The organism is Streptomyces changanensis (genome assembly GCF_024600715.1).
Lineage (GTDB): Bacteria > Actinomycetota > Actinomycetes > Streptomycetales > Streptomycetaceae > Streptomyces > Streptomyces changanensis.
The window spans coordinates 6,744,913-6,765,660 of record NZ_CP102332.1; the positions used below are offsets into that span (position 1 = coordinate 6,744,913).

General features: G+C 72.3%; 13 protein-coding genes and 1 pseudogene. 8 read left to right on the plus strand and 6 right to left on the minus strand.

The window, feature by feature from the left end; all coding sequences use genetic code 11:
• The first annotated feature begins 417 nt into the window (after positions 1–417).
• A complete protein-coding gene (locus tag NRO40_RS29655; protein WP_058941696.1) occupies positions 418–930 on the plus strand; it encodes a hypothetical protein in 513 nt (170 codons plus the stop codon).
• Positions 927–4,772, plus strand: a complete 3,846-nt coding sequence (locus NRO40_RS29660) for a WD40 repeat domain-containing protein (protein WP_058941697.1) — start codon at positions 927–929, stop codon at positions 4,770–4,772. Before NRO40_RS29655 ends, NRO40_RS29660 begins: the two co-directional genes overlap by 4 nt.
• Positions 4,773–4,799: 27 nt before the next feature.
• Here the strand turns inward: NRO40_RS29660 and NRO40_RS29665 are convergent, their stop codons facing one another.
• Positions 4,800–6,269, minus strand: coding sequence for a hypothetical protein (locus NRO40_RS29665; protein WP_058941698.1), 1,470 nt, complete (start codon positions 6,267–6,269; stop codon positions 4,800–4,802).
• 811 nt (positions 6,270–7,080) lie between these two features.
• On the opposite strand from NRO40_RS29665, the gene NRO40_RS29670 reads away from it, so the two are divergent.
• Both NRO40_RS29670 and NRO40_RS29675 read left to right on the plus strand, forming a co-directional pair.
• Entirely contained in the window at positions 7,081–8,796 is a 1,716-nt protein-coding gene (locus tag NRO40_RS29670) for a BCCT family transporter (RefSeq protein ID WP_107115055.1), read from the plus strand.
• Between the two features lie 466 nt (positions 8,797–9,262).
• A complete protein-coding gene (locus NRO40_RS29675) occupies positions 9,263–10,066 on the plus strand; it encodes an alpha/beta fold hydrolase (protein WP_058941744.1) in 804 nt (267 codons plus the stop codon).
• A gap of 322 nt (positions 10,067–10,388) precedes the next feature.
• Here NRO40_RS29675 and NRO40_RS29680 read toward each other — a convergent pair whose 3' ends face one another.
• Complete coding sequence (locus NRO40_RS29680; protein WP_058941700.1) at positions 10,389–10,670, minus strand: hypothetical protein; 282 nt, start codon at positions 10,668–10,670, stop codon at positions 10,389–10,391.
• A 474-nt stretch (positions 10,671–11,144) separates the two neighbouring features.
• Here NRO40_RS29680 and NRO40_RS29685 point away from each other — a divergent pair, with 474 nt between their 5' ends.
• The 4 genes and pseudogenes from NRO40_RS29685 to NRO40_RS30895 all read left to right on the plus strand — a co-directional run.
• Entirely contained in the window at positions 11,145–11,450 is a 306-nt protein-coding gene (locus tag NRO40_RS29685) for a hypothetical protein (protein WP_058941701.1), read from the plus strand.
• Between the two features lie 1,279 nt (positions 11,451–12,729).
• The gene (locus NRO40_RS29690) at positions 12,730–13,791 is read left to right on the plus strand and encodes a hypothetical protein (protein ID WP_232791024.1); all 1,062 of its coding nucleotides are present in this window, start codon (positions 12,730–12,732) and stop codon (positions 13,789–13,791) included.
• Positions 13,791–14,990 carry a hypothetical protein gene (locus tag NRO40_RS29695; RefSeq protein WP_058941746.1) on the plus strand — a complete coding sequence of 400 codons (1,200 nt, stop codon included), beginning with the start codon at positions 13,791–13,793 and terminating at the stop codon, positions 14,988–14,990. Before NRO40_RS29690 ends, NRO40_RS29695 begins: the two co-directional genes overlap by 1 nt.
• 111 nt (positions 14,991–15,101) lie before the next feature.
• Positions 15,102–15,305, plus strand: a pseudogene (locus tag NRO40_RS30895) (IS5/IS1182 family transposase); the annotation flags it as partial.
• Between the two features lie 55 nt (positions 15,306–15,360).
• Here NRO40_RS30895 and NRO40_RS29700 read toward each other — a convergent pair.
• From NRO40_RS29700 to NRO40_RS29715, 4 genes are all read right to left on the minus strand, one after another.
• Positions 15,361–15,843 carry a hypothetical protein gene (locus tag NRO40_RS29700; RefSeq protein WP_157901817.1) on the minus strand — a complete coding sequence of 161 codons (483 nt, stop codon included), beginning with the start codon at positions 15,841–15,843 and terminating at the stop codon, positions 15,361–15,363.
• Between the two features lie 379 nt (positions 15,844–16,222).
• Positions 16,223–18,013 (minus strand): ABC transporter ATP-binding protein, encoded by a 1,791-nt coding sequence (locus NRO40_RS29705; RefSeq protein WP_058941703.1) that lies wholly within the window; start codon positions 18,011–18,013, stop codon positions 16,223–16,225.
• On the minus strand, positions 18,010–18,828 hold the full coding sequence (locus tag NRO40_RS29710; protein WP_058941704.1) for an SDR family NAD(P)-dependent oxidoreductase: 819 nt from the start codon (positions 18,826–18,828) through the stop codon (positions 18,010–18,012). Before NRO40_RS29710 ends, NRO40_RS29705 begins: the two co-directional genes overlap by 4 nt.
• A 37-nt stretch (positions 18,829–18,865) precedes the next feature.
• On the minus strand, positions 18,866–20,263 hold the full coding sequence (locus tag NRO40_RS29715; RefSeq protein ID WP_058941705.1) for a hypothetical protein: 1,398 nt from the start codon (positions 20,261–20,263) through the stop codon (positions 18,866–18,868).
• Between the last annotated feature and the right edge of the window lie 485 nt (positions 20,264–20,748).

The window sequence follows — 20,748 nt, forward strand, 5'->3', positions numbered from 1 at the left end:
CCGGCCCGGCGCGGCCGTTCAGAACGGATGTCCCGGATCGCCTCCTCCCTCACCCACACCCGCTCTTCGTGCTCAAGGACGCCGCCCGTCCTCAAGAACGTGATCCTCGGCTCACCGGCTGCCGACGGCATCCACTGCCCCGGTGCGGGACGAGCCGCACGGGTGGCGGACGCCACCAGCCGACGCCACCCCGCCGGCCCTCCCGTCGCGCGCCCCCACGGGTGAGGTGCGGGGGAGGGGGTAACACCGGAGGAACGGGGCCGCCGGGGAACCGTGGTGGGGAAGGACCGCGTGTTCGGTGGGGCGGGTCCGATTCCGCTGCCGGAGGGCTGCACGGCGTGTCGGGTTGTCGTACCGACGCGGGCGTCGCCGGCCTGAGGCGTCCGGGCAGTCGCAGTCGAAGACGGGGAGTATCTCGTGGATGAGCACCTGGCGGCCCTGGCCGCCTCCGCGGCCGCTGCGATGGTGAGCGCGGTCGCCACAGACGCCTGGGAGCGGACGCGCGCCGGGATCGTCCACCTGTGGAGCCGCTACCGGCCGGCGGCGTCGGACGAGCAGGTGGCGGCGGAACTCGACCGGACGCGGGCGCGACTGCTGTCGGACGAACGGCCGGCTGCGCCCGACCCCGAGCTGGTCACCACCTGGGAGGCGCGGTTCCGTTATCTGCTCATGGTCGAACCGGCGGCCGCGCAGGCCCTGGAGAGGCTCGTCGCCGAGTCCGCCGAGTCCGCCGAGTCCGTCCGAGCCGCCGCCGTCGCCGAACCGTCCGGGCCCGCGGTCCCGGAAGAGAACGGTGGGGACGAGTACGCCGACGCCGACGCCCGGCCGGCCGGCGACGGCGGGTCCACCCACGTGGAGATGCGGGGCGAGGCCAGGGACCAGGGCCAGGTCTTCCAATCCGGCCACACCCTGAACGTACGCTTCCGGTGACGGCTCCGGACCCGCACGGCCCGCGCCGCCCGCAGCGTCCGGAGCGTGACGTCACGCTGCAGGCCTGGGCCTCGGGCCACGGCGCCGTCTACCAGGCGTTCGGGGACGTGGTCGTGGTCCACCACGACCATTTCCACGCGGCTGCCGAGGAGTACGGGCGCACCACGGGCCCCTCGTCGATCGACGAGTGCCCCTACCCCGGCCTCCGTCCGTTCGAGATGACGGACTCGGCGTGGTTCTTCGGCCGCGAGAAGCTGGTCGGCCGGCTCGTGGACCGCCTGGAGAAGTGCCTCTCCGACCGTCTGCCGCTGGCGGTCGTCGCCCCTTCGGGGGCGGGCAAGTCGTCGTTGCTGAGGGCCGGCCTGCTCCCCGCGGTGGCTCACGGGCGCTTACCCGGTTCGCAAGCCTGGCCCCAACTCCTCTTCACCCCGTCCGATGCCCCGCTGGCCGCTCTCGTGTCGGCACTCGCCCGACTCACGGACGAGGAGGAGGCGGACGTCCACGAGGCGCTGTCGCAGGGCGGCGAAGCACTGTCCGCGCTGATCCGCGCCCGCCTCACCCTCGACCACCGGTCCCGGCTGCTCCTCGTCGTCGACCAACTGGAGGAACTGTTCACCCTCTGCCCGGACCCCGCCGTCCGCCGCCGCTTCGTCGACGCGCTGCACGGCCTCACCGGCGGTGACGAGCCGGCCGCCGTGGTCGTGTACGCGCTGCGCTCGGATGCCTACGGTGACTGCGCCGCCCACCCCTTCCTCGCCGACGGACTGGTGCACCGCCAGGTCATCGTCGGCCCGATGACGGAGGACGAGGTGCGCAGGACCATGACCCGGCCGGCCGAGCGGAGCCGCCTGAAGCTCGCCCCGGGCCTGGTCGACGTCATCGTGCGCGACCTGCGCGCCACCACGCGCGTCGACGGCCAGTCGTACGAGACGAGTCGGCTGCCGTTGCTCGCGCACGCCCTGCGGGCCACCTGGCAGCAGCGCCGCGACGACACCCTCACGGTGGACAGCTACCAGGACACCGGCGGTATCGCCGAAGCGGTGCAGGCGAGCGCCGAAGACGAATTCACCAGGTTGGACGACGCCGATCACCAGGTGGTGCGGCAGATGTTCCTCGCCCTGGTCCGCACCGGTGAGAACGGCGAGGTGAGCCGGCGCCGCCGTACGCGCGCCGACCTGCTCCTGGCGATGTCCCGGCCGGAGCGCCTCCCCGACCTCGTCCAGCGGTTCACCGCCGCCCGTCTGCTCACCCAGGGGGTGGAGCGCGGCGAGGCCACCGTGGAGATCACCCACGAGGCGCTGCTGCGGGCCTGGCCGCGGCTACGCGGCTGGATCGCCGAGGCGGGCAGCGGTGCGCTGACCCGCCAGGCGGCGGAGGAGACGGCTGTGGCCTGGGAACGCGGCGGGCGCCAGGACGCGGGACTGCTCTACTCCGGCGGCCGGCTGGAGGCCGCTACCGCCTGGGCGGAGGACACCGGCCCCGAAGAGGTCGGTCCGCTGCTCGCCGACTTCCTCGCCGCATCCCGGCGCCAGGAGCGCCGGACACGACTCGTCCGGAAGGGCGCGGTGGTGACCGTCGTCGTCCTGGCCGTCGTCGCCTCGGCACTGGCGGTCTTCTCCTCGCAGCAGCGCGAACTCGCCGTCCGACAGCGCAACGACGCCATCTTCAGCCGGGTCGCCGCCGAAGCGGACCGCCGGCGCGACGCGGACCCCGCGCTGGCCGCCCAACTCGACCTTGTCGCCCACGAGATGCGCCCCACACCCGAAGGGCGCACCCGGCTCATCCGGGCATCGGGGACCGTCCTGCCGATGGCCCTGCCCGGCGCGCACGGCATCGTGCACTCCACGGCGTTCCGCGAGGACGGCACCCTGCTCACCGGCACGGACCGGGTACGGCTGTGGGACGTCAAGCCGGACGCCGCCGCGAAGGTGCTGGGGACCGCCGCCTCCCCGGGCCCGGGGATCCGGGTCGCCGCGGCGTACGACGCGCGGGGCGCCCTCGCGGCCGTCGGCTCCGGGGACGGGACGTTCCGGCTCGTGGACGTCTCCGACCCCCGGCGGCCCGTGCCTCTGTCCGCCTGGACGCAGGCCGGTGCCGGTGCCGTCCCCGTCCTGTCGTTCAGCCCGGACGGGCGCACACTGGCGCTGGGGACGAAGGACCAGCGCGACGGGGTCACCCGGGGAACCGTGCAGCTGTGGGACGTCGGCGACCCCCGCCGACCCCGGCGGGTGAGCACCGTGCTGTCGCTTCGCGGGCAGCACGTCGGCTCCGTCGCCTTCAGCCCCGTCGGCGCCACCCTGGCGGTCGGCGGCGGCACCGCTCCCCGAAGTTCCCTGCTGCGCCTGTGGGACGTGAGCGACCCGGCCCGTCCGGCCGCACTGGGAGGGAACCTTGGTGGCCACACCACCATCGTCAATCGGGTGGTCTTCAACTCCACAGGGAACCTGATGGCCAGCGCGGCCAGCGACCGCAAGGTGTACCTCTGGGACACGTCGGACCCCGGCGAACCGAAGCAGGTCCAGCACCTGATCCTCGGCAGCGAGGCGACCGCCCTCGCCTTCAGCGCGGACTGGCGCCTCCTCGCCACCGGGGAGAACTCCGGAGACGTCAACCTGTGGAACGTGGCGGCCCCCGCCTTCGCCCGCCCCGTGGCCCCCACGCTCCGCGGCCACACCAGTACCCTCACCCAACTCGCCTTCGATGCCGACGGACGGACCCTGGTCAGCGGCAGCGGGGACGGCCGGATCCAGGTGTGGCGGATACCGGGGACCCTGGTCGTCACGGACCACGGCGCCTGGGTGGCCGCCGTCGCGCTGAGCGGTGACGGGAGACTCCTGGCGGCGGCGTCCGGCGCCTGGGTGTCGCTCTGGGACGTCTCCGACCCTCGCCGCCCCACCCGCGTCGGCACCCTGCCGCAGTCCCCCGGGACGGTGTCCGCGCTGTCCTTCCGCCCCGGGCCCTCGGACCGGCCGGTCCTGGCCACCGGTGAGGTCGCCGGACGCGTACGGCTGTGGGACGTGGCGGCGCCGGCCCACCCCCGGAGGGTCAGCGACGCACCCGGTGCGCTGCCCCACCAGGTCGGAGGCCTCGTCTTCGACGCTCAGGGGCACACCCTGATCGCCACCGCAATGGGGTACGAGCGGGGGTTCGACGGCGGTGTGCGCGCTTGGGCCGTCACCGACCCGTCCCGCCCCGCCGCTCTCCACAACGCTCACCTCGCCGCCCGCACACCCCCACTGAGGGCTGTCGCGGCGGCCCCGGCAAGCGGCCACGTCTACACGGGCGACACCGTCAGCGGCAGGTTGCGCGTGTGGAGGACCGGACCTGGGACCGCACCCGTACCGGTACGCGGCACGGCCGGCGGGCAGATGGTCATGGCACTCGCCGCCGACCCGCGCGGCCGCCTGCTCGTGACCGGCAGCGGCGAGAGCCTGGTCCGGTTCTGGGACGTCTCCGACCCCCGGTCACCCGTGGCCGCCGGTGCCCCGTCACGTGCCGGCGGGCCGGTGTACAGCGTCGGGTTCTCGACGGACGGCCGGCTCGCCGCCGCGGGGAACTCCATCGGGGAGATCCGCCTGTGGGACACGGCCGATCCCACCCGGACCGCCGCCTACGGCTCGCCGGTGAGCGGACACCGGGGCACCGTCCGGTCCCTGGTGTTCACCCCGCACGACGGCACGCTGATCTCCGGAGGGGAGGACGGAACGCTGCGCCTGTGGCAGACCGACCCCGATGCCGCCCGGGCCGTGGTCTGCGCGGCCACCCGGTTCGCGATGACCCCCGAGCGCTGGAAGGAGTACGTCTCCACGGCGTTGCCGTACGCGCCGCCCTGCCGCCGCTGACCCGGCACGACCGCACGGCCCGCGACGTCAGCCACGCTTCGCCCGCGGTGCGAGGAGGGCCCTGAAGGGGGTGACCGCGGACGTGTGGGTGTAGAAGATGCCGTACCTTTCGATCTCCCTCGCGCTCTCCTTGTCGGCTGCCGCGGCGGCGGCCTCGTCCTCGGGCGTGAAATCGGGGGAGGAGGAAAGGAACGTGTGCGTGTACGACCACTCGGGATCCAGCGTCCAGCTCGCGGTGACGTAGACAGGGCGGCGCGTCACGTTGAGGACGTTGTTGTTGTGGCGCAACCTGCCGCGGTGGATCAGGGTGTCCCCGCATACCTCGGGAAGGCAGTGCAGCGTTCCCTCCTCCTTCTTCCACGAATGGTGGGGGACGTAGAACTCCTCGTCGATCCGCCCGCGATCCATCCTCATGATCTCCATGCCGAATGCGACCTCCAGCCAGTCGTACCCGGCGTCCTCGGGCAGGTGGAGCACCCTCTCCTTGGTGTGTTCGTCACCCGGCTCGAACCAGGAGCCGGGACCGACGAACCGTCCGGCCCCGAGAGTGCGCGCATCGGACACCCCGGTGTGGAGGCTCACGTCCTCACCGAATTCCAGGGCCTCCCTCCGCTCCTTGAGGCCCCCCTTCCTCTTCGCGGTGAACTCCGCCGCGTACCCGTAGAGGGAGTACTCGTCGTTGATGACGCGTGCCGCCACCTTTCCGATGTTCTTCGCGTGGAGCCGCACCGGCAGGTGGACGATCGGGCGTACCGGGTCGTGCACCGGCTTCCCGAAGCGGGCCGTGAGCCTGAGAAGGACGGGGGTGGCGCTGGGCTGGTAGACGGCGGAGTACGCCAGATTGACCGTGGCGAGGAGCGCCGTGGCCGCGACTCCGGCCGCGAACCTCTGGGGGTGGGGGAGGCCCTTCCAGGCCCCCTCCCGCACGAGGGCCTGGAGCGCCCAGACGGACCAGAACCACAGCGGAAGGTACATCAGTAGGTAGGGGGTGTACTCCCTTTCCTGGAACCACATGAAGAGCAGCAGCGAGTGGGTCGCCAGGGCGATGAGGACCCCGAGGAGGACGACCGCTCCCGTGTACCTGAAGCGGCGCTTGCCCCGGAAATCGAGGGCCGCCAGTGCCGCCACCCCCTCCACGGCTCCGAAGAGGACGAACGCGAAGCCGGCCATTCGCTGCGCGAAGGTCAGCGCTCCGAAGGCGTCGGGGATGCCGATGACCGCGAGCAGGACCATGGAGCCGAGCAGACCGATGACCAGGAACCCGCCACCGATGCGTCTCCGCCACGTACGGTCCGGCCAGACCTCGCTGCCCCCGCCGCGCCACTGGACGAACCTCCGGTCCCGCACGTCCAGGTCCTTCGGGTGACCGACGCTGCGGAGGACCTTCCGCAACCCCCGCAGCGACCAAGCGCTCCCGACGGTCGTGCCGCCGACGCTGATCGCGCGCAACCCCCTGCTGTCCGGTGGCTGCACCACCACCTTGGGCCCCTTCTCCATGGACCCAGGCTCGGACCCCGTCCGGGAGGGTGCATCCGGACCGTGCCATCCGGATGGCACCCTCCCGGTCGCGGTCCGGTCAGCGCGCGGCGCGGAAAGGCAGCCGCCCCGACCCCCGCGGCCCTCGGAAGGCGCCCCGGTTGCAGAGGGAGCACCTGGCGTGCGGGGCTCACGGCCTGAGTCGGCCTGCATGGCCGCGGTCCCGCATCCTGCCGCGCACCCGTCCGTCGCCACCCGGCACCCGTCCGTCGGCACCCGCCACCCGGCGGCCGGGGCCGCGGACCGGCCCCGGGTCCGGGCTCCGCCGGCCAGGCGCCGTGGCCGCGGCTCGGGTCGCCGTCGGGCCGCCGGCCCGATGCTCGGGTCGTACCGGATACGGCTGCTCGTTTCCGCCGTGCTCACCGGCTCCCAGCGGTCCCGGCCGCTCACCCGTCCGCTGGGCTCGGCGAGAGTCGGCCTGGGGACCGTTCGCCCGCGCGCCGCACCGCGCCGCCGCTCGTACCCCGGCCGGCCGTCGGTCCCCCCGCCGTCCGGGATGCGGGAGCACGGTCGCCTGGCCAGAGGCCGGGGCATGAGTGCGGGGGGCGCGATCGACGACGGTGTCCTCGTGCCGCTGCGGCAGTCCGCCGGAGCGCTCGTGCCCTGCCGCTCGCCATCCGCGCTGCGTATCGCCTCAGGCACGTGGACCCCACGCCTGTTGAATCCCGGCTCAGGTATCAACCACGTGATAGGGGGTATCAAGAGCGAGATTCGGCCATGATCGTGAAAGGTGCCGCCTATGTCTCAGGAGCAACGTAAACCGGGGCAGAGGATGCGCCTACCCGTGAAGGCGGCCCTTCCCGGCCGTCACCCGCACGAGGACAAGGCGCCCGTCACCGACCCGGTCGTCTTCGGTGTGACGGCGGTGCTCACCCTGGGCTTCGTGATCTGGGGCGCCACGGCGACCGACACGCTGGAGAGCGTCTCCGACTCCATGCTCAACGGCCTCATGCACAACGGCGGCTGGGCGTTCGTCCTGGCCGCCTCGGGCTTCGTCGTCTTCGCGCTGTGGCTCGCGATCAGCCGGTACGGACGGATCCAGCTGGGGCAGGAGCACGAGAAGCCCGAGTTCAGCACCGTCTCCTGGGTCGCCATGATGTTCAGCGCCGGCATGGGCATCGGCCTGATGTTCTACGGCGTCAGCGAGCCGCTCGCCCACTACACCACCCCGCCGCCGGGCACCGACCCCGCCGACCCGGCGGACGCCATGCAGACGGCCCTCGCCACCACGCTCTTCCACTGGACCCTGCACCCGTGGGCCATCTACGCCGTGGTCGGCCTCGCCATCGCGTACAGCACCTTCCGGCGCCGGCGGCGGCAGACCATCAGCGCCGTCTTCGTGCCCCTCATCGGTCAGAGGCGCGCCGACGGCGTCCCCGGCCGGGTGATCGACATCCTCGCCATCTTCGCCACGCTCTTCGGGTCCGCCACCTCCCTGGGGCTGGGCGCGCTCCAGATCGGCAGCGGCATGCACGAGGTGGGCTGGCTCGACAAGGCCGGGACCGGGCTGCTCGTGACCATCATCGGCGTCCTGACCGTGTGCTTCGTCTTCTCCGCGGTCTCCGGCGTGGAGAAGGGCATCCAGTGGCTCTCCAACACCAACATGGTCCTCGCCGTGATCCTCGCCGTCTTCGTCTTCGTCGTCGGCCCCACCATCCTGGTCCTGGACCTGATCCCCACCTCGCTCGCCGCGTACTTCGACGAGCTGCCCACGCTGGTCGGTCGTACGGAGGCGTCCACCGGCGGCGGTGACGTCGCCGACTGGCTGAGCAGCTGGACCGTCTTCTACTGGGCCTGGTGGATCTCCTGGACGCCGTTCGTGGGCATGTTCATCGCCCGCATCAGCCGGGGGCGAACCATCCGCCAGTTCATCGGCGGCGTCATCCTCGTGCCCAGCACCGTCAGCCTGATCTGGTTCGCCGTCTTCGGCGGGACGGCCATGCGTCTGAGGGAGCGGGGAGACCTCGGGGGCGCGTCCACACCCGAGGCCCAGCTCTTCGGCGTCCTCCAGGAGTTCCCGATCGCCGGCGTGATGAGCCTGCTCGTGATGATCCTGGTCGGCATCTTCTTCGTCTCGGGCGCCGACGCCGCGTCCATCGTCATGGGCACCCTCTCCCAGAAGGGCACCTTCGAACCGGCCCGGTTCGTCGTCGTCTTCTGGGGCGTGGTGACCGGTGGCGTCGCGGCCGTGATGCTGCTCGTCGGCGAGGGCAAGGGCGACGCCCTCGCGGGCCTGCAACACCTGACGATCCTGGTCGCCGCCCCGTTCGTCCTGGTGATGATCGGCATGTGCTGGGCCCTGATGAAGGACCTCCGCAAGGACCCGCTGATCGTCCGGGGCGAGCTGGCCGAGGAGGCCGTCGAGGACGCGGTGATCGCGGGGCACGAGAAGTACGCGGGTGACTTCGAGATCCGTATCGGCCCCGCGCGCGACGAGGCGCCCCGGCCCAGCGGGGACCGCGCCCCCAAGAAGGACGAACCCGGCTGACGGTCACGGCCCGACCGGGGGCCACGGGAGGGGCCCTCGCCGGACACCGCGCGGGCCCCCTCCCGCGTCCCGGGCACCACACGACCGGGTGTCGGCTCACGGCCTGGCGCCGGAGAGGCCCGGTGGCGGCCGTGCGCGGGTCGCGCCGCGCCCCCGGAGTGGCAGACGCCGCTCGGGGGCGGGTGGAGGGGGTGTCAGTCTGCGATCTTCATGTAGTGAGGTAGGAGCGGTCGCCCTGGAAGGCGGAGGCTTCGAGTGCGGCGCCGTCCGGGCCGAGTGCTGTACCCCCCCCCGTGCCGGCCTGGGCCGCGGCCATGCCCACGCCGCTACCCGGCGTCGCCGTCCGTCGCCCCTGTCGCTTGTGCTGGGCGTCGCCGGTGTGGCACCAGTGCGCAGCCGGAGTGGGATCGGTGGCTTCGAAGAGGTCGGCCGGGGGCAGGGCATGCCGGGTGCGAGGATGGGCGGCATGGACATACGTGGCAGGAACAATGTGACGGTGACTGGGCGTCCGGGCGCTCCGGTGCTGATGCTCGCGCACGGGTTCGGCTGCGATCAGAACATGTGGCGCCTGGTGGCACCCGAGCTCGCGGAGCACTTCCAGGTAGTGCTGTTCGACTATGTCGGGTCGGGCCGCTCCGTCCTGTCGGCATGGAGCGAGGAGCGCTATGCCTCCCTGGACGGGTATGCCAGGGACGTGGTGGAGATCTGCGAAGAGCTGGATCTCCACGATGTGGTGTTCGTCGGGCATTCGGTCAGCGCCATGATCGGGGTTCTCGCGGCTGCTGCCGCACCCGAGCGCATCGGTTCCCTGGTGATGGTGGGCCCCTCCCCGTGCTACATCGACGACGATGACTACCGGGGAGGGTTCAGCGCCGCGGACATCGACGAACTCCTCGAGTCGCTGGAAGCCAACTACTTGGGCTGGTCGGCTGCGATGGCCCCGGTCATCATGGGTAACCCCGACCGGCCGGAACTCGGCGAGGAACTGGCCAACAGCTTCTGCGCCACCGACCCCGAGATCGCCCGTGTCTTCGCCCGCACGACGTTCCTCTCCGACAGCCGCGATGACCTGCGTACGGTGAGCGTGCCCACTCTGGTCCTGGAGTGCTCCCAGGACGCGATCGCACCGCGCGAGGTGGGCGCTTATGTGCATGCCGCCATCGATGGCAGCACGCTCGTCACGCTCGACGCCACCGGGCACTGCCCACAGCTCAGTGCACCGGAAGTCACCACCGAGGCGATCGTCGACTTCGTGCGCACACTGCGGTGATGTGCCGCACCACGCGGGGCCTTGGGTAGCCGGAGAGGGCCCCGACGGCATGTGCCGTGACGGGGACCTCGGTTGAGCGGGGGAGCGGTGGCGGCTCGGTTGCCCGCCGCGGGTGTGTGTCGACGCGCGGGTCGGCGCGGCCGTGTGTCGACAGTGGCACAGCCGCGGGTGGTGATGGGTGCCGGCGGGAGCGCGCCGCCCAGCGCGGATCCACACCGTCGGCGGGCCCGCGGCGATGGTCGTGTGCCCGGTCGGTGCCCAGCCCGGGCGGTCACCCGACCGCGGTGTTCGCCTCGTCCGGATCGGCGGGCTGGCTGCCTCTTCACGGGGTGTGAAAGTGGATGTGATCACTGGGCAGGACGATCAGATCACCGGCCGCATCGGTCGACATGACGCTCAACCCGTGGCCGGCCAGTACGGCTGTGACCGCGGTACGAACGATCGACCCCGTGGAGCGGCCCGGGGAGGGCGAGCCACAGATTTCCGAGGCCCCGCCGAGTGCTGTCCAGCGTACGAGCACCCCGGAGGGGATCTTGCTGACCCGCATACCGGGTGTCTCGTCGTCAGTCGCGTCGACGAGCCGGAATCCGGCGTGCTGGAGCACGCTACGAACATGCGACATCAGGAGGGCAACAGCAGCAGACACGCGGTTCGCTTGCCCCGAATGTGCCCGATCACTCGGTGTGCTTGAACTCCGGGTCCGCTCCCACCATCACGTGCGGGCCCGGGCCCGCCGTCGCTCTCCTGCCCCCACCCGCCGGTGTCTCCGTCCAGCGCGTCGCGGCTACTGGCCTGCTGTTCCGCAGGCGGCTGTGGTCCGGCGCTGCCACGCTCGTGCGGGTGGTGACGGCCTGCGGCACGCCGCCCGTCCGTTGCCGCGGCTGTACTGTCAGCCGAGCCGCTGCGCGGGAAGGCACCCGCCGCTGAAACCCGACCGAGCTGGTGCATCCCGTGAGCACGATATGCCGTTGATTTGTCCGTTTTGTGGGTAATCGTTCAGGTGGATTGCGTCGATCTTGGCGTGATTCAGCCCGGCGAAGTGCACTACGTACTTCACATAACGGATGGGAAACCTGCTATGACCAGTGCGAACCCGGCCGGTACCCCTGGTCGCCGCGGCGGCGGTGCCGACGTTTCCGGACACGGGACACGGCGCCTGTCGACCGAGACGAAGTCGGCCCTGAAGACGACGGAGTTCTTCGTCTACGTCGCCTCCGTGATCGCGGTCCTGATCGCCTCCATGCTGGTCGGCACCGAGGAGGGCCACCTCGACTACTTCCGGGCCGACAAGGCCTGGCTCTACATCGTCATCCTCACCTTCGGCTACATGATCAGCCGAGGGCTGGCCAAGTCCGGCAGCCGGGACCACTACGACGGCTCCTGACACCGCCCAGCGCAAGACGAGAAACAGCACCCGATGGGCGCGGCGGGCCTGAACTGAGCCCGGGGCGGGGTTCGCGTGCGCTCCGTACCCTACGGCGCACCGCGATCTGCCGTCCTTCGCTGGTGCACCGCCGGACCCCGGCCGTCGACGCGCCCGTCCACTCAGGCCCCCGCCCCGGCCCGCGGCCCGGTCACGCCAGGTCGGCTCGCGGCAGATCCGCCGGTGCTCCGGCACGCGGTTCGGCTCGGTACCGCGGGGGCTGCCGTGCGAGGCGTAGCGGTGACCTGCCCAAGCCCGCCACCCGCCTGGCCACCCTGCTCCTCCTCGTCGACGACGTCAACGGATCACAGCTCTACGCGTCGCGCTCCGGCTCCGGGCACCGGCGAGCCGCCGACGTCCGGCGGCTCGTCTCCGTACGGGTCCCCGCCCCGGCAGACGGGGCCCAAGACGCGGCGCTGCCGGACGGCCTGCCACGGGGGTGACCGGGCACCGCGCCCAGGGCGGTCCGGTCCCAACGTCGCCCTCGGGTTCGTCGCAGAAAGCGAACCGCGCGGACGGGCCGGGTCGGGCGGACGGGCGGGAGTCAGCGCGTTCGCCGGCTTCCACCAGGCGCCGGCGAAGGCTGCGCGGCTGGGCGGTGGGACGGTGGCAGCCGGGAACTGAGGCGCCCGCCGCCGGAGGTCCGCCGGCGGTCCGTCCCGCTCGGCTGGCAGGTGTACGAGCCCGGTCGGTTGCGCGTGCGCCTATCGAGCGGTGCGGAAAAAGCCCCTGGCCCTGGTCTACGCGGAGGTCCGGCCCTCCGGCGCTGGACGGCCCGGGGGAGCGGGGGAGCGGGGGGCGCCGACGGCGCCGCCGCCCTGTCGGGCATGGCGATGTCCGTGTCAGCCGCCTGCAGCAGAATGCCGCCCATGAGCAGCGCCTCCCATGGTGCTTGCTGCGGTGCACGGGTCCACGGCCCCTGCCTGGTGTCGTCGCACCGGCCCGTCCTGCGACCAGCTCTTGGTCGGCAGGCCGGACACCCCCGCGCGCGCCACGGCGCAGGCCGGCGCCGGCGCCATCAGCGCAGGTAGGGCAGTCGGCCGGGCCTGGCGCCGGGTGAGCCCGCGTCAACTCCGCTGCCCGGCGCATGCCTTGCACACTGGCGGGGGAAGGGGCTATGAGGTGCGGACGGCTTGCCGACTGCGCGTTCGCTGCCGGTCGATGGGTAGCGAGGTGGCGGGAGGCACCGGCGGCCGGTCGTGTCCCCTGCCGTAGCATCGGGGTGTTTGCACTGATGCCGATGTTTCGCAGGGGGAACGGCATGGCCGGCAAGGCGCAGGGGCGGCAGTCCAGGATGCCCGCGCTCATGGCGGCCGGGGTGGCGGCGGCCCTGGCGGCCACCGGGCTCGGACTGTGGGCCACGGACAGCGGGCCCTTCCGGGACACCTACTGCTGGGGTGCCTGGCAGCAGGACAGCGGACCGGAATTCCTGGGCGAGGGCGCGCTCGCGAGGTCCGGGGCCGAGCGCCGGGCCACGGAGTCCGCTCCGCCTTCCGCCGACGAGCCGCACGGCACCTGCACGGTCGAGGTCGCTTCGACGGACGTTCGCGCCACGTTCCATCGGAAGCTCGTCCTGGAGTACGGAGCCGTGCCCGCTGGGGCACGCGAGCGCCAGGCTTGGATCGCCCGGTACCTCCACGGTTCCGCTTCCCCGCTGCCCGACGAGCTCCCCGGATTCGCCGCCGGCGACCGGGCCGTGCTCGTGCTGCCCTCCTCGTGCGACGTCGAGGGCAGACCTGCGGCGGTGACGATCCGCACCGAGAGGGACAGAGGTGGCGGCTTCGACATCGGCCCTCGGATCGAGGTGGCAGGCATGCTGCTGGCCGCGGCCCGGACCGCGGCGCGGGAAGCGGGCTGCGCACCTGCCGCACCCGCGGCCATGTCCTCGCCCATGGTGAAGGTCGCCGGGAAGGACGAGCTGGCCGGTACCCCGTTGTGCCGGATTCCCGGTCTGGTCTTCGAGTTCGGCAAGACGGCCTCCTACGAGGAGCAGGTGGGTGTGGTCGGTGACCGCCTCCAGACCTGCTCGGTGTGGTCCGTCAGAGGGCAGGTGCAGGACGAGCCGGCAGCGCAGTTCGTGATGGCGGGTGAGCCGCGCATAGCGGCGCTGTTCGAGGGGCTGCCCGAGGGCGTCGACAGGGGACTCGTGCGTACCGTCTGCGACGGCCGGCGCACCGTCTTCTACGGGCGGGTCGAGCCGGGACTGCAAGGGCGCGGCCGCCCCGGCGACCGGCAGGTGTTCGAGAACTTCGTCGCATCCGTGAGCAAGCGCATCGGGTGCGGGGCCGGGGGAGGGGCGTGATGTCCGGCATGGACGGCGGCAGCCGTGAGAAGGGTGCCGGCGCTGCTGGTGAGGGCCTCGAGGCGGATCGCGGTGCCCAGGCCCCCGCTCGGCCGCCCTTCCTGAGGCGGCTGCTGCGGAGCCGTACAGTCCGTGCGGCCGTCGCCGCCGGAACCGCGGGCGCCCTCCTCGGCGCCGGGACCGTTGCTTGGCGCACCGACTCCCTGCCCGTGCTGAGCCACGCGGCCGTTCCCTGCTGGGACTCCTTCGACGACGTGACGATGGAGCAGCTGTTCGGTGGTCGCGAGACCAGGGTCGAGGAACAGGCCCTGGAGAACGACCCGCTTGATCTGGGCTTGTCGTACGGGCAGTGCCGCATCACCGGCTACGACGACGGTGAGGCCGCGCAACAGCTCACCGTGCGGGTACACGCGCTGGACGGGCTGCGCGGCTCCGACGCCCGGCAGTGGCCCGAGGAGTTCCTCACCGCCGACATGGTGGGCATGGGAGCGGGGCTGCCCGGAATGACCTCGGCGTCCCGGGCGTGGCTGGCACTCCCGGAGAGCTGCACGGGCCCAGCGGGGGACACCCGCGCGCCGACGGTGGTCGACGTCGGCACGGGGAGGGCCGGTTTCGACTCTGGACATCAGGGGGAGGACCGTGCCGCCCTGACCCGCGCGGTCGTGGCCGCGGCGAACGGTGTCTTGCGGGATATGGGGTGCTCCGGGGCGTACCGGGTGCCGGACCGGCTCCCGGAGCTCACCGACCGGAAGGCCGCCACTGCGCAGTCCTTCTGCGGGGTCAAGGGCCTCACCCTGCCCACCGTGTACCGCGAGGACCTGACGTGGACGCGCGTCAGCGGTGGCAGCGCGGAGACGGCGCGCGTGTGCGATGCGGGCTACAAGACCCTGGGCGTCGCTGTCCGCATGACGACCGTGGTCGATCCGGCCTTGAGCGTGATGTTCTCGCGCGACCTGCTCCGCGGAGGCACCCACATCAGAGGGACCAAGGGGTACGGCACGGTGAACGAGACGCGCGCCGTGTACGCGGCCGCGTGCCAGACCGGTCGTGTGATCTTCTTGATCGAACAGAAGGACCGCCCGAGCGACGGCGTTTTCGACCTCACCCGGACACTGCTGCCCGCGTACGTCGCCGCCGAGGCCGAACGCATCGGGTGCGGCCCGGAGAAGGTCACCGTCACCACCCCGGTCCGCCAGTGACCTCCTCGGTACAAGGCGCTGCCCCGACCGGATATGCGTCCTCACGCTTGCACCAGCCCAGCTGCGAGTAGGCGCGGCCTTCGGCGATGCCGGTGATGGCCGTCCGGGCGTAGGGGACGAGCTGGTCTCCTGCGGCGGCCACCACCGCCGGGTCAGCCCCGGGCGATCCGTGCCTCGTGCAGGCGTCGTGGCATCGTCGTTACGATCCCTGAACGCTCTGACCAGGTCGCCAACCGGCTCCGTCGGGGCTCCCGAGGCGGCCGACCACCCGCCTTCGACGCGGAAGGGTACAAGCACCGCAACGTCGTCGAGAGGTGACTCCGCCTCGCCTCGCTGATCCTCCGGCTCCGCGAGTCCGCGTGGCAGGCGCTCAGTGCCTGGGAGCCAGGACGGCAAGCACACCCGATGGGATCCCCAGCTGACCCAATCGGGACAGAAGGGCTGCTTCCTGTTCCTGCGTTACCTTGATCCACAGGGCCGTTCCCGAGTCGCTGGCGCTGAAGACCGGCCGACCGTCCAGCCAGCCTTCGGCGTGGATCGTGTAGGGAGCCAAGTCCGACAGCACCTTGAAGTGCCCGTCGTCTCGGACATCAAGGTCGATCCCCATCCCGGGATCGGAGCGCCTGGAGCGGGTACCGCTCAGGACCTCCTCCCGAGCCAGTGACAAGGCACGTTCATACGAGTCCAGGACTTCGGGCGGCCAGGCGTCATCGCTGTAGGCATCGATGTGGGCTGCGTCGATGCTCGAACGCAGCACGTGAAGAGCTTCGCGATGAACACGCACGACGTCCGCAGGGCGAACTCCGCCCTCGAGTACGAGCTCGCGGACCCGGACGCCATTCTGACTGATCACATGCAGGACCCTCCCACAGGCAGCCAGTCGACCTCCACAGAGAAAGTCTCCCCAACGTGATCATTATCAGACACGCCTTAGCAGTCCGACACCGGCTCCCGCAGCAGGTCGACTCCCATGCCCGGCCACTGCGAGCCGTTGCCGCTGAAGGCGGCCACGACCTTCCCCGGCCGACCCGCCACGCCCGTCACCGCGGTCGCTGTCCTCGCCGGCGGCCACGGCCAGCGGTGCCTCGGCGGCCTCGGCCGAAGTCGAGGTCATGACGGCGGCGTGTGGCGCTGTGCGGTCCGGGGCGCCGGTGACACGCGGCAGGGTGGACCCGCGCCTGCCGGCACGGCCCGGTGAGGCGTCTCCCGCTCCACCGCGTATCCGGCATCGTTCAACGGCGGGTGGCGGCGCCACCGGCGATGAGCGCCCTGTAGGAGCCGCTGGTGGCGAGCAGGTGCTCATGGCCGCCGGTGACCACTGTTCCGTCCCCGTCGAGCAGGATGACGTGGCGGGCGTCGCGCACGGCGGACAGCCGATGGCTGGCGACGATGACGCAGCGGGTGGCGGCCAGCTGCTCGACGGCTCGGGTGACGAGGCGTTCACTGGCGCTGTCGAGCTGGGAGTTCGGCTCGTCGAGGAGCACGATCTCGCTGTCGGTGAGCAGCACGCGCGCCACGGCGAGGCGTTGGCGTTGGCCACCGGAGAGGTCCAGGGCGCGGCCGAGCGGCGTGTCGAGGGACCTGGGGAGGGACCTGACGGTCTCGCGCAGGCCCACCGCCTCCAGGGCCTCCATGAGCTCCTCGTCACCGACCGGTCGCATGAGGCCGAGTCGAAGGTTCTGGCGGACCGTGCCTTCCACCAGGGTGGACTGCTGGTCGAGATAGGTGGTGCGTGTGCGCAGCTCGTCGAGCGGCCAGTCGGCCGCGGGCCGCCCCAGGACACGGATTTCGCCCCGATCGGGCTCGACGAGCCGGTTGATCAGTGCCAGCACCGTGGACTTCCCCGCGCCTGAGGGGCCGACGAGGGCGGTCAGGCCGATGGCGGGGGCGCGGAAGCTCACTCGGTCCAGGACGGGGCCGTTCCCGGCGTGGGTGAACGAGACGTCCTCGAATGCCACCGCCGCCACCGGGCGGGGCGGTCGGGCGGCGGGTGGCAGGCGGGGTGCGTCCCTTTCCGCCGGGAGGGCGAAGAGGCGTTGGAAGCGGCCCCGTGCGGCCAGACCGGTCTGCAGGTGGCCGATGCCGACGGCGGCGACGGCGATGGGGGAAGAGAGGTGCAGCAGGTAGAGGAAGAAGCCGCTGAAGGCGGACAGCGACAGCTCGCCCCGCGCGATCCGCGGTCCCGCGGCCAGGGCGACGGCCAGGACCGCGGCCTGCTGGCCGAGGCTGACGACGGGGCCGATGAGGCAGTGGAGACGGGAAACGGGCAGAGAGGCGGAGCGCACGTCGGCCGCAGCCCGTCCGAGGCTCCGTCCGGCCGCGGCCTCGTGACGGCAGGCCTTGACGGTGACGAGCGCCGTGAGGTGGGCGGTGAGGCCTTGGGCGAGCCGCCCGACGGCGCGCTGCTGGGCACCCGCGAGGTGCTTCATGCGGGCTGTCATCAGGGCGAGGCAGGCGCCGGCCAGACCGAAGGAGCCGGCGGCGACCAGGGTGAGCACCGGGTCGATGACGGCCATGGCGGTGAGCGTGGCCGCGGTGGCGATCACCGCCACGGGGAGGTGGACGAGACCGGTCTCGACGACTGTGCGCAGCAGCGCGGCATCCGAGGTGACCTTGGCGGTCAGACTGCCGACGCCCTCCTCGCGGACCGTACGCAGGGGTAGCCGCAGCAGGTGGTCCACGCTCCGGTGGCGCAGCCGCAGCACGGTGCGTTCGCCCACTGTGGCCAGCAGCCATCCGCACAGAGCCTGGAGCGCGGCCGCGCCCAGCACGGCGACGCTCATGCCCACGGCGGGTCCGGTGATCGACTCGCGCCGGGTGAGGGCGCTCGTCACGTCCATGGCCAGCCACGGCCCGGCCAGAGAGGCGGCGGCCGAGGCCAGGGACACGGCGGCGGCCAGGGCGAGCAGCGCCCGGCTGCCGCGCAGGAGGTCCCGGCCGATCCACGGACCGGGCGGTGTGGCGGGGGCGGGGGAGGGGCGCGCTTGAGCCCGGTGGGGGCGAGCCGTCGGGAGGAGGGTCATACCCCCGCGTCCACGGAGGGGGCTGTACCGTCCGGGCGAGGCACCGGCTGGTCGCGTCCGAGGTCCAGGCTGAACACGGTGGTCAGGGACCGCGGCAGGTGGCGCAGTCCCCAGGCGCAGGCCCGGTACCGGCGGCTCGGGACGCTGATCAGGCGGCCTCCGGCCAGGTCGCGGAGGGCGGCGGCGACCACCTGTTCGCTGCTCAGCCACATCCACTGCGGGATGCGGCCGACCTCCAGTCCCGCCCGCCGGTGGAACGCCGTACGGACGTAGCCCGGCAGCAGGGCCATGACCCGTACTCCACTGCTCCTCACCGGCGCGGAGCGGGCCACGGACTCGGTGAAGGCGAGTACCCAGGACTTGCTGGCCGGGTAGGTGCTGCCCAACCAGGTCGGTCCGTAAGCGGCGACGGACGCGACGTTGACGACGGCTCCGGAGCCGCGGCGCATCATGGCGGGCAGGACGGTGCGGGTCGCGCGCAGCACGCAGCCGATGTTCAGTCGCAGGAGGGCCTCCTCCGCACCGAGGTCCCCGGTGGGGAAGGGCGTCGCGAGAGCGATCCCGGCGTTGTTGACCAGCAGGTCCGGAACGTCTGCGGCCAGGCCGTCGGTGAGGCGGCGGCTGCCGGCGGCGGTGGCCAGGTCGGCGGCGAGGGTGGTGACCCGGCGGCCGGGGCGCCGCAACCCGGCAGCGGCGTCCTCCAGGTCCTCTTCGGTACGGGCGACCAGCGTCAGGTCGTGCCCGGTCCTGGCCAGATGCGTGGCGAAGGCGAGTCCGAGGCCCGACGTGGCGCCCGTGATCACCGCTGTGGGCATGGCGGGTCCTGGTGCCGGAGACGGCGACGGTGTCCGCTCATACCGGCTGGGGCACGTCGTCGGGAGTGAACCGCACGGCCGTGCCGTACAGGTCGAGCAGGCCCTGGAAGGGCTGGGAGGGCAGGCCGGGCTTCCACAGTTCGACGGCCATCTCGCCGTGGTACAGCAGCGGCCAGCGGACGTACGCGCGCGGGTCGCCCGGGTCGTTGACCGCGCGGGAGCGGCGCACGGTGTTGCGGGCGAGCTCGACGGTCAGGTCGGTGCCGCAGCCGAACCCGTAAGGGAACTCCTCGCGGTCCGGTTCCACGGTCTCGATCACCGCGTCGTCGCTGGAGGTGACGCCGACGTGGGCGTGAACGCCCGCCCTGATGAGGGGAACCTCGCGTTCCCCGTTCGGGTCGAGCACCCACGTACCCGATGGGTCCTTGGCGACACGGACGGTGGGGCAGGACTCCATCAGGGCGCAGACCTCCCACGTCTCCACCGAGGGCTGCATCGGCAGCACACCGCTGGGTGCCAGGACGCGCAGGCGTCGACCGTCGGCCAGTCGCGGTTCGACGGCCACGACCTGCTCGCGCGTCAAGGCCCGCTTGTCGACGTCCCAGGAACCCGAGGCGCTGACCACCAGGCAGTCGAGTTCGGGGTCGAAGGCGAACAGCATGCCTTCGCTGAAACCCCGCACCCCCATGTAGATCTCGTACATGTCGGCCAGCTGCTCCGACACGAAGTCGGACACCCGCAACGGCGGCGACAACAGGCCCAGCTCGCCCATCCGGCGACCCGCGGCGGCCAGCCGCTCGGGGGTCCCGCCGGCCTCCCAGGCCTCGGCGGTGATGGCGTCGCGGACCGTGTCGTAGTCCTCGGCGACCTGTCGGGCGCATGCCGCGGTGACCAGCCGGTCGCGCACCCGGTCGGCGATCCCGTCCACCTCGGTGGGGTGGCCGCCCTCCATCGTGCACAAGGTCACCTCACGGACCTGGCCGGGAGCGTCACCGCGCGACACGAACAGGACCTTGGCCGCGCCCAGCCTCCCCATGGCCGTACGGGCGGCCGCGACGACCTCCGCATGGGGCAGGGCGCTGAGCTGCTCGGGCACCTCGACCACGGCCACGACGTGGCGCGGGTTGCGGCGCAGGCCGTGGCGCTGGCGCAGCATCGCGCTCAACGGGGGGTAGGTCTCGGGGATCCTCTCCCGCAGGGGCTGAGGTCCGTCCGGGATGTGCCCGCACATGAGCATCAGGTCGACCTCGCCGTGGGAGCGGTCGAGGACGGTGTGCCCCTGGTCCTCGAACGAGGCGGTCAGACGGTCCAGGAACACCCGCAGTGCCCGCTGCCCGTCCGGAACCTCCCCGATGAGCTGCACCGTGCACGGGCGCCACCAGCCGCACGCGGTCACATCGCTGCGGACGGGTGCGGCAACCGGTGAACTGCTCATGGCCTACCTTCCGGGAACGTCGTCGAGGGTGTCTCGGTCGTGGCCCGCCATCGAGCCGGCCGTGGCCGGCCGAGCGCTCGTGAGCACCGCCGCGACACTGAGGCGATGCCTCGGAACGTGCGGGGGGCGGGCTCTGCGGGACGGTTTCGAGACGACGGCGACCCTACCGGCGGCCGGCCGACGGGCGGGCCTCCGTGACCCTTGAGGGGAAGGGGGGCGTGGCGTGTTGACGCAGCTCCACCTCCCGATGTGGTCCCTCCGCAGGTGGCGGCCGGTGAGGGGCCCCGCATATTCATCCTTGAGGGTGAGGAGATAGGGGTCGGCAGCGCCGTGATCCGCCTGCGGCAACCCCTCGTCACGCGTCGGCACCAGCTACCGCGTTCCTCCGAACGCAGTAACAGGCGCAAAGGGCTGTGCCACCACTCCCTAAGATCGCGGAGGCTCCGGCGACGGGAACACGCCGCCGAGCGGCCATCACGCGCAGC

Bases quoted from the DNA above. Each gene is read 5' to 3' on its own strand.
- NRO40_RS29715 (WP_058941705.1), bottom strand. From the start codon at position 20,263: ATGAGCAGTTCACCGGTTGCCGCACCCGTCCGCAGCGATGTGACCGCG.
- NRO40_RS29665 (WP_058941698.1), bottom strand. From the start codon at position 6,269: ATGGAGAAGGGGCCCAAGGTGGTGGTGCAGCCACCGGACAGCAGGGGG.
- NRO40_RS29690 (WP_232791024.1), top strand. From the start codon at position 12,730: ATGTTTCGCAGGGGGAACGGCATGGCCGGCAAGGCGCAGGGGCGGCAG.
- NRO40_RS29685 (WP_058941701.1), top strand. From the start codon at position 11,145: ATGACCAGTGCGAACCCGGCCGGTACCCCTGGTCGCCGCGGCGGCGGT.
- NRO40_RS29695 (WP_058941746.1), top strand. From the start codon at position 13,791: ATGTCCGGCATGGACGGCGGCAGCCGTGAGAAGGGTGCCGGCGCTGCT.
- NRO40_RS29675 (WP_058941744.1), top strand. From the start codon at position 9,263: ATGGACATACGTGGCAGGAACAATGTGACGGTGACTGGGCGTCCGGGC.
- NRO40_RS29705 (WP_058941703.1), bottom strand. From the start codon at position 18,013: ATGACCCTCCTCCCGACGGCTCGCCCCCACCGGGCTCAAGCGCGCCCC.
- NRO40_RS29710 (WP_058941704.1), bottom strand. From the start codon at position 18,828: ATGCCCACAGCGGTGATCACGGGCGCCACGTCGGGCCTCGGACTCGCC.
- NRO40_RS29670 (WP_107115055.1), top strand. From the start codon at position 7,081: ATGCGCCTACCCGTGAAGGCGGCCCTTCCCGGCCGTCACCCGCACGAG.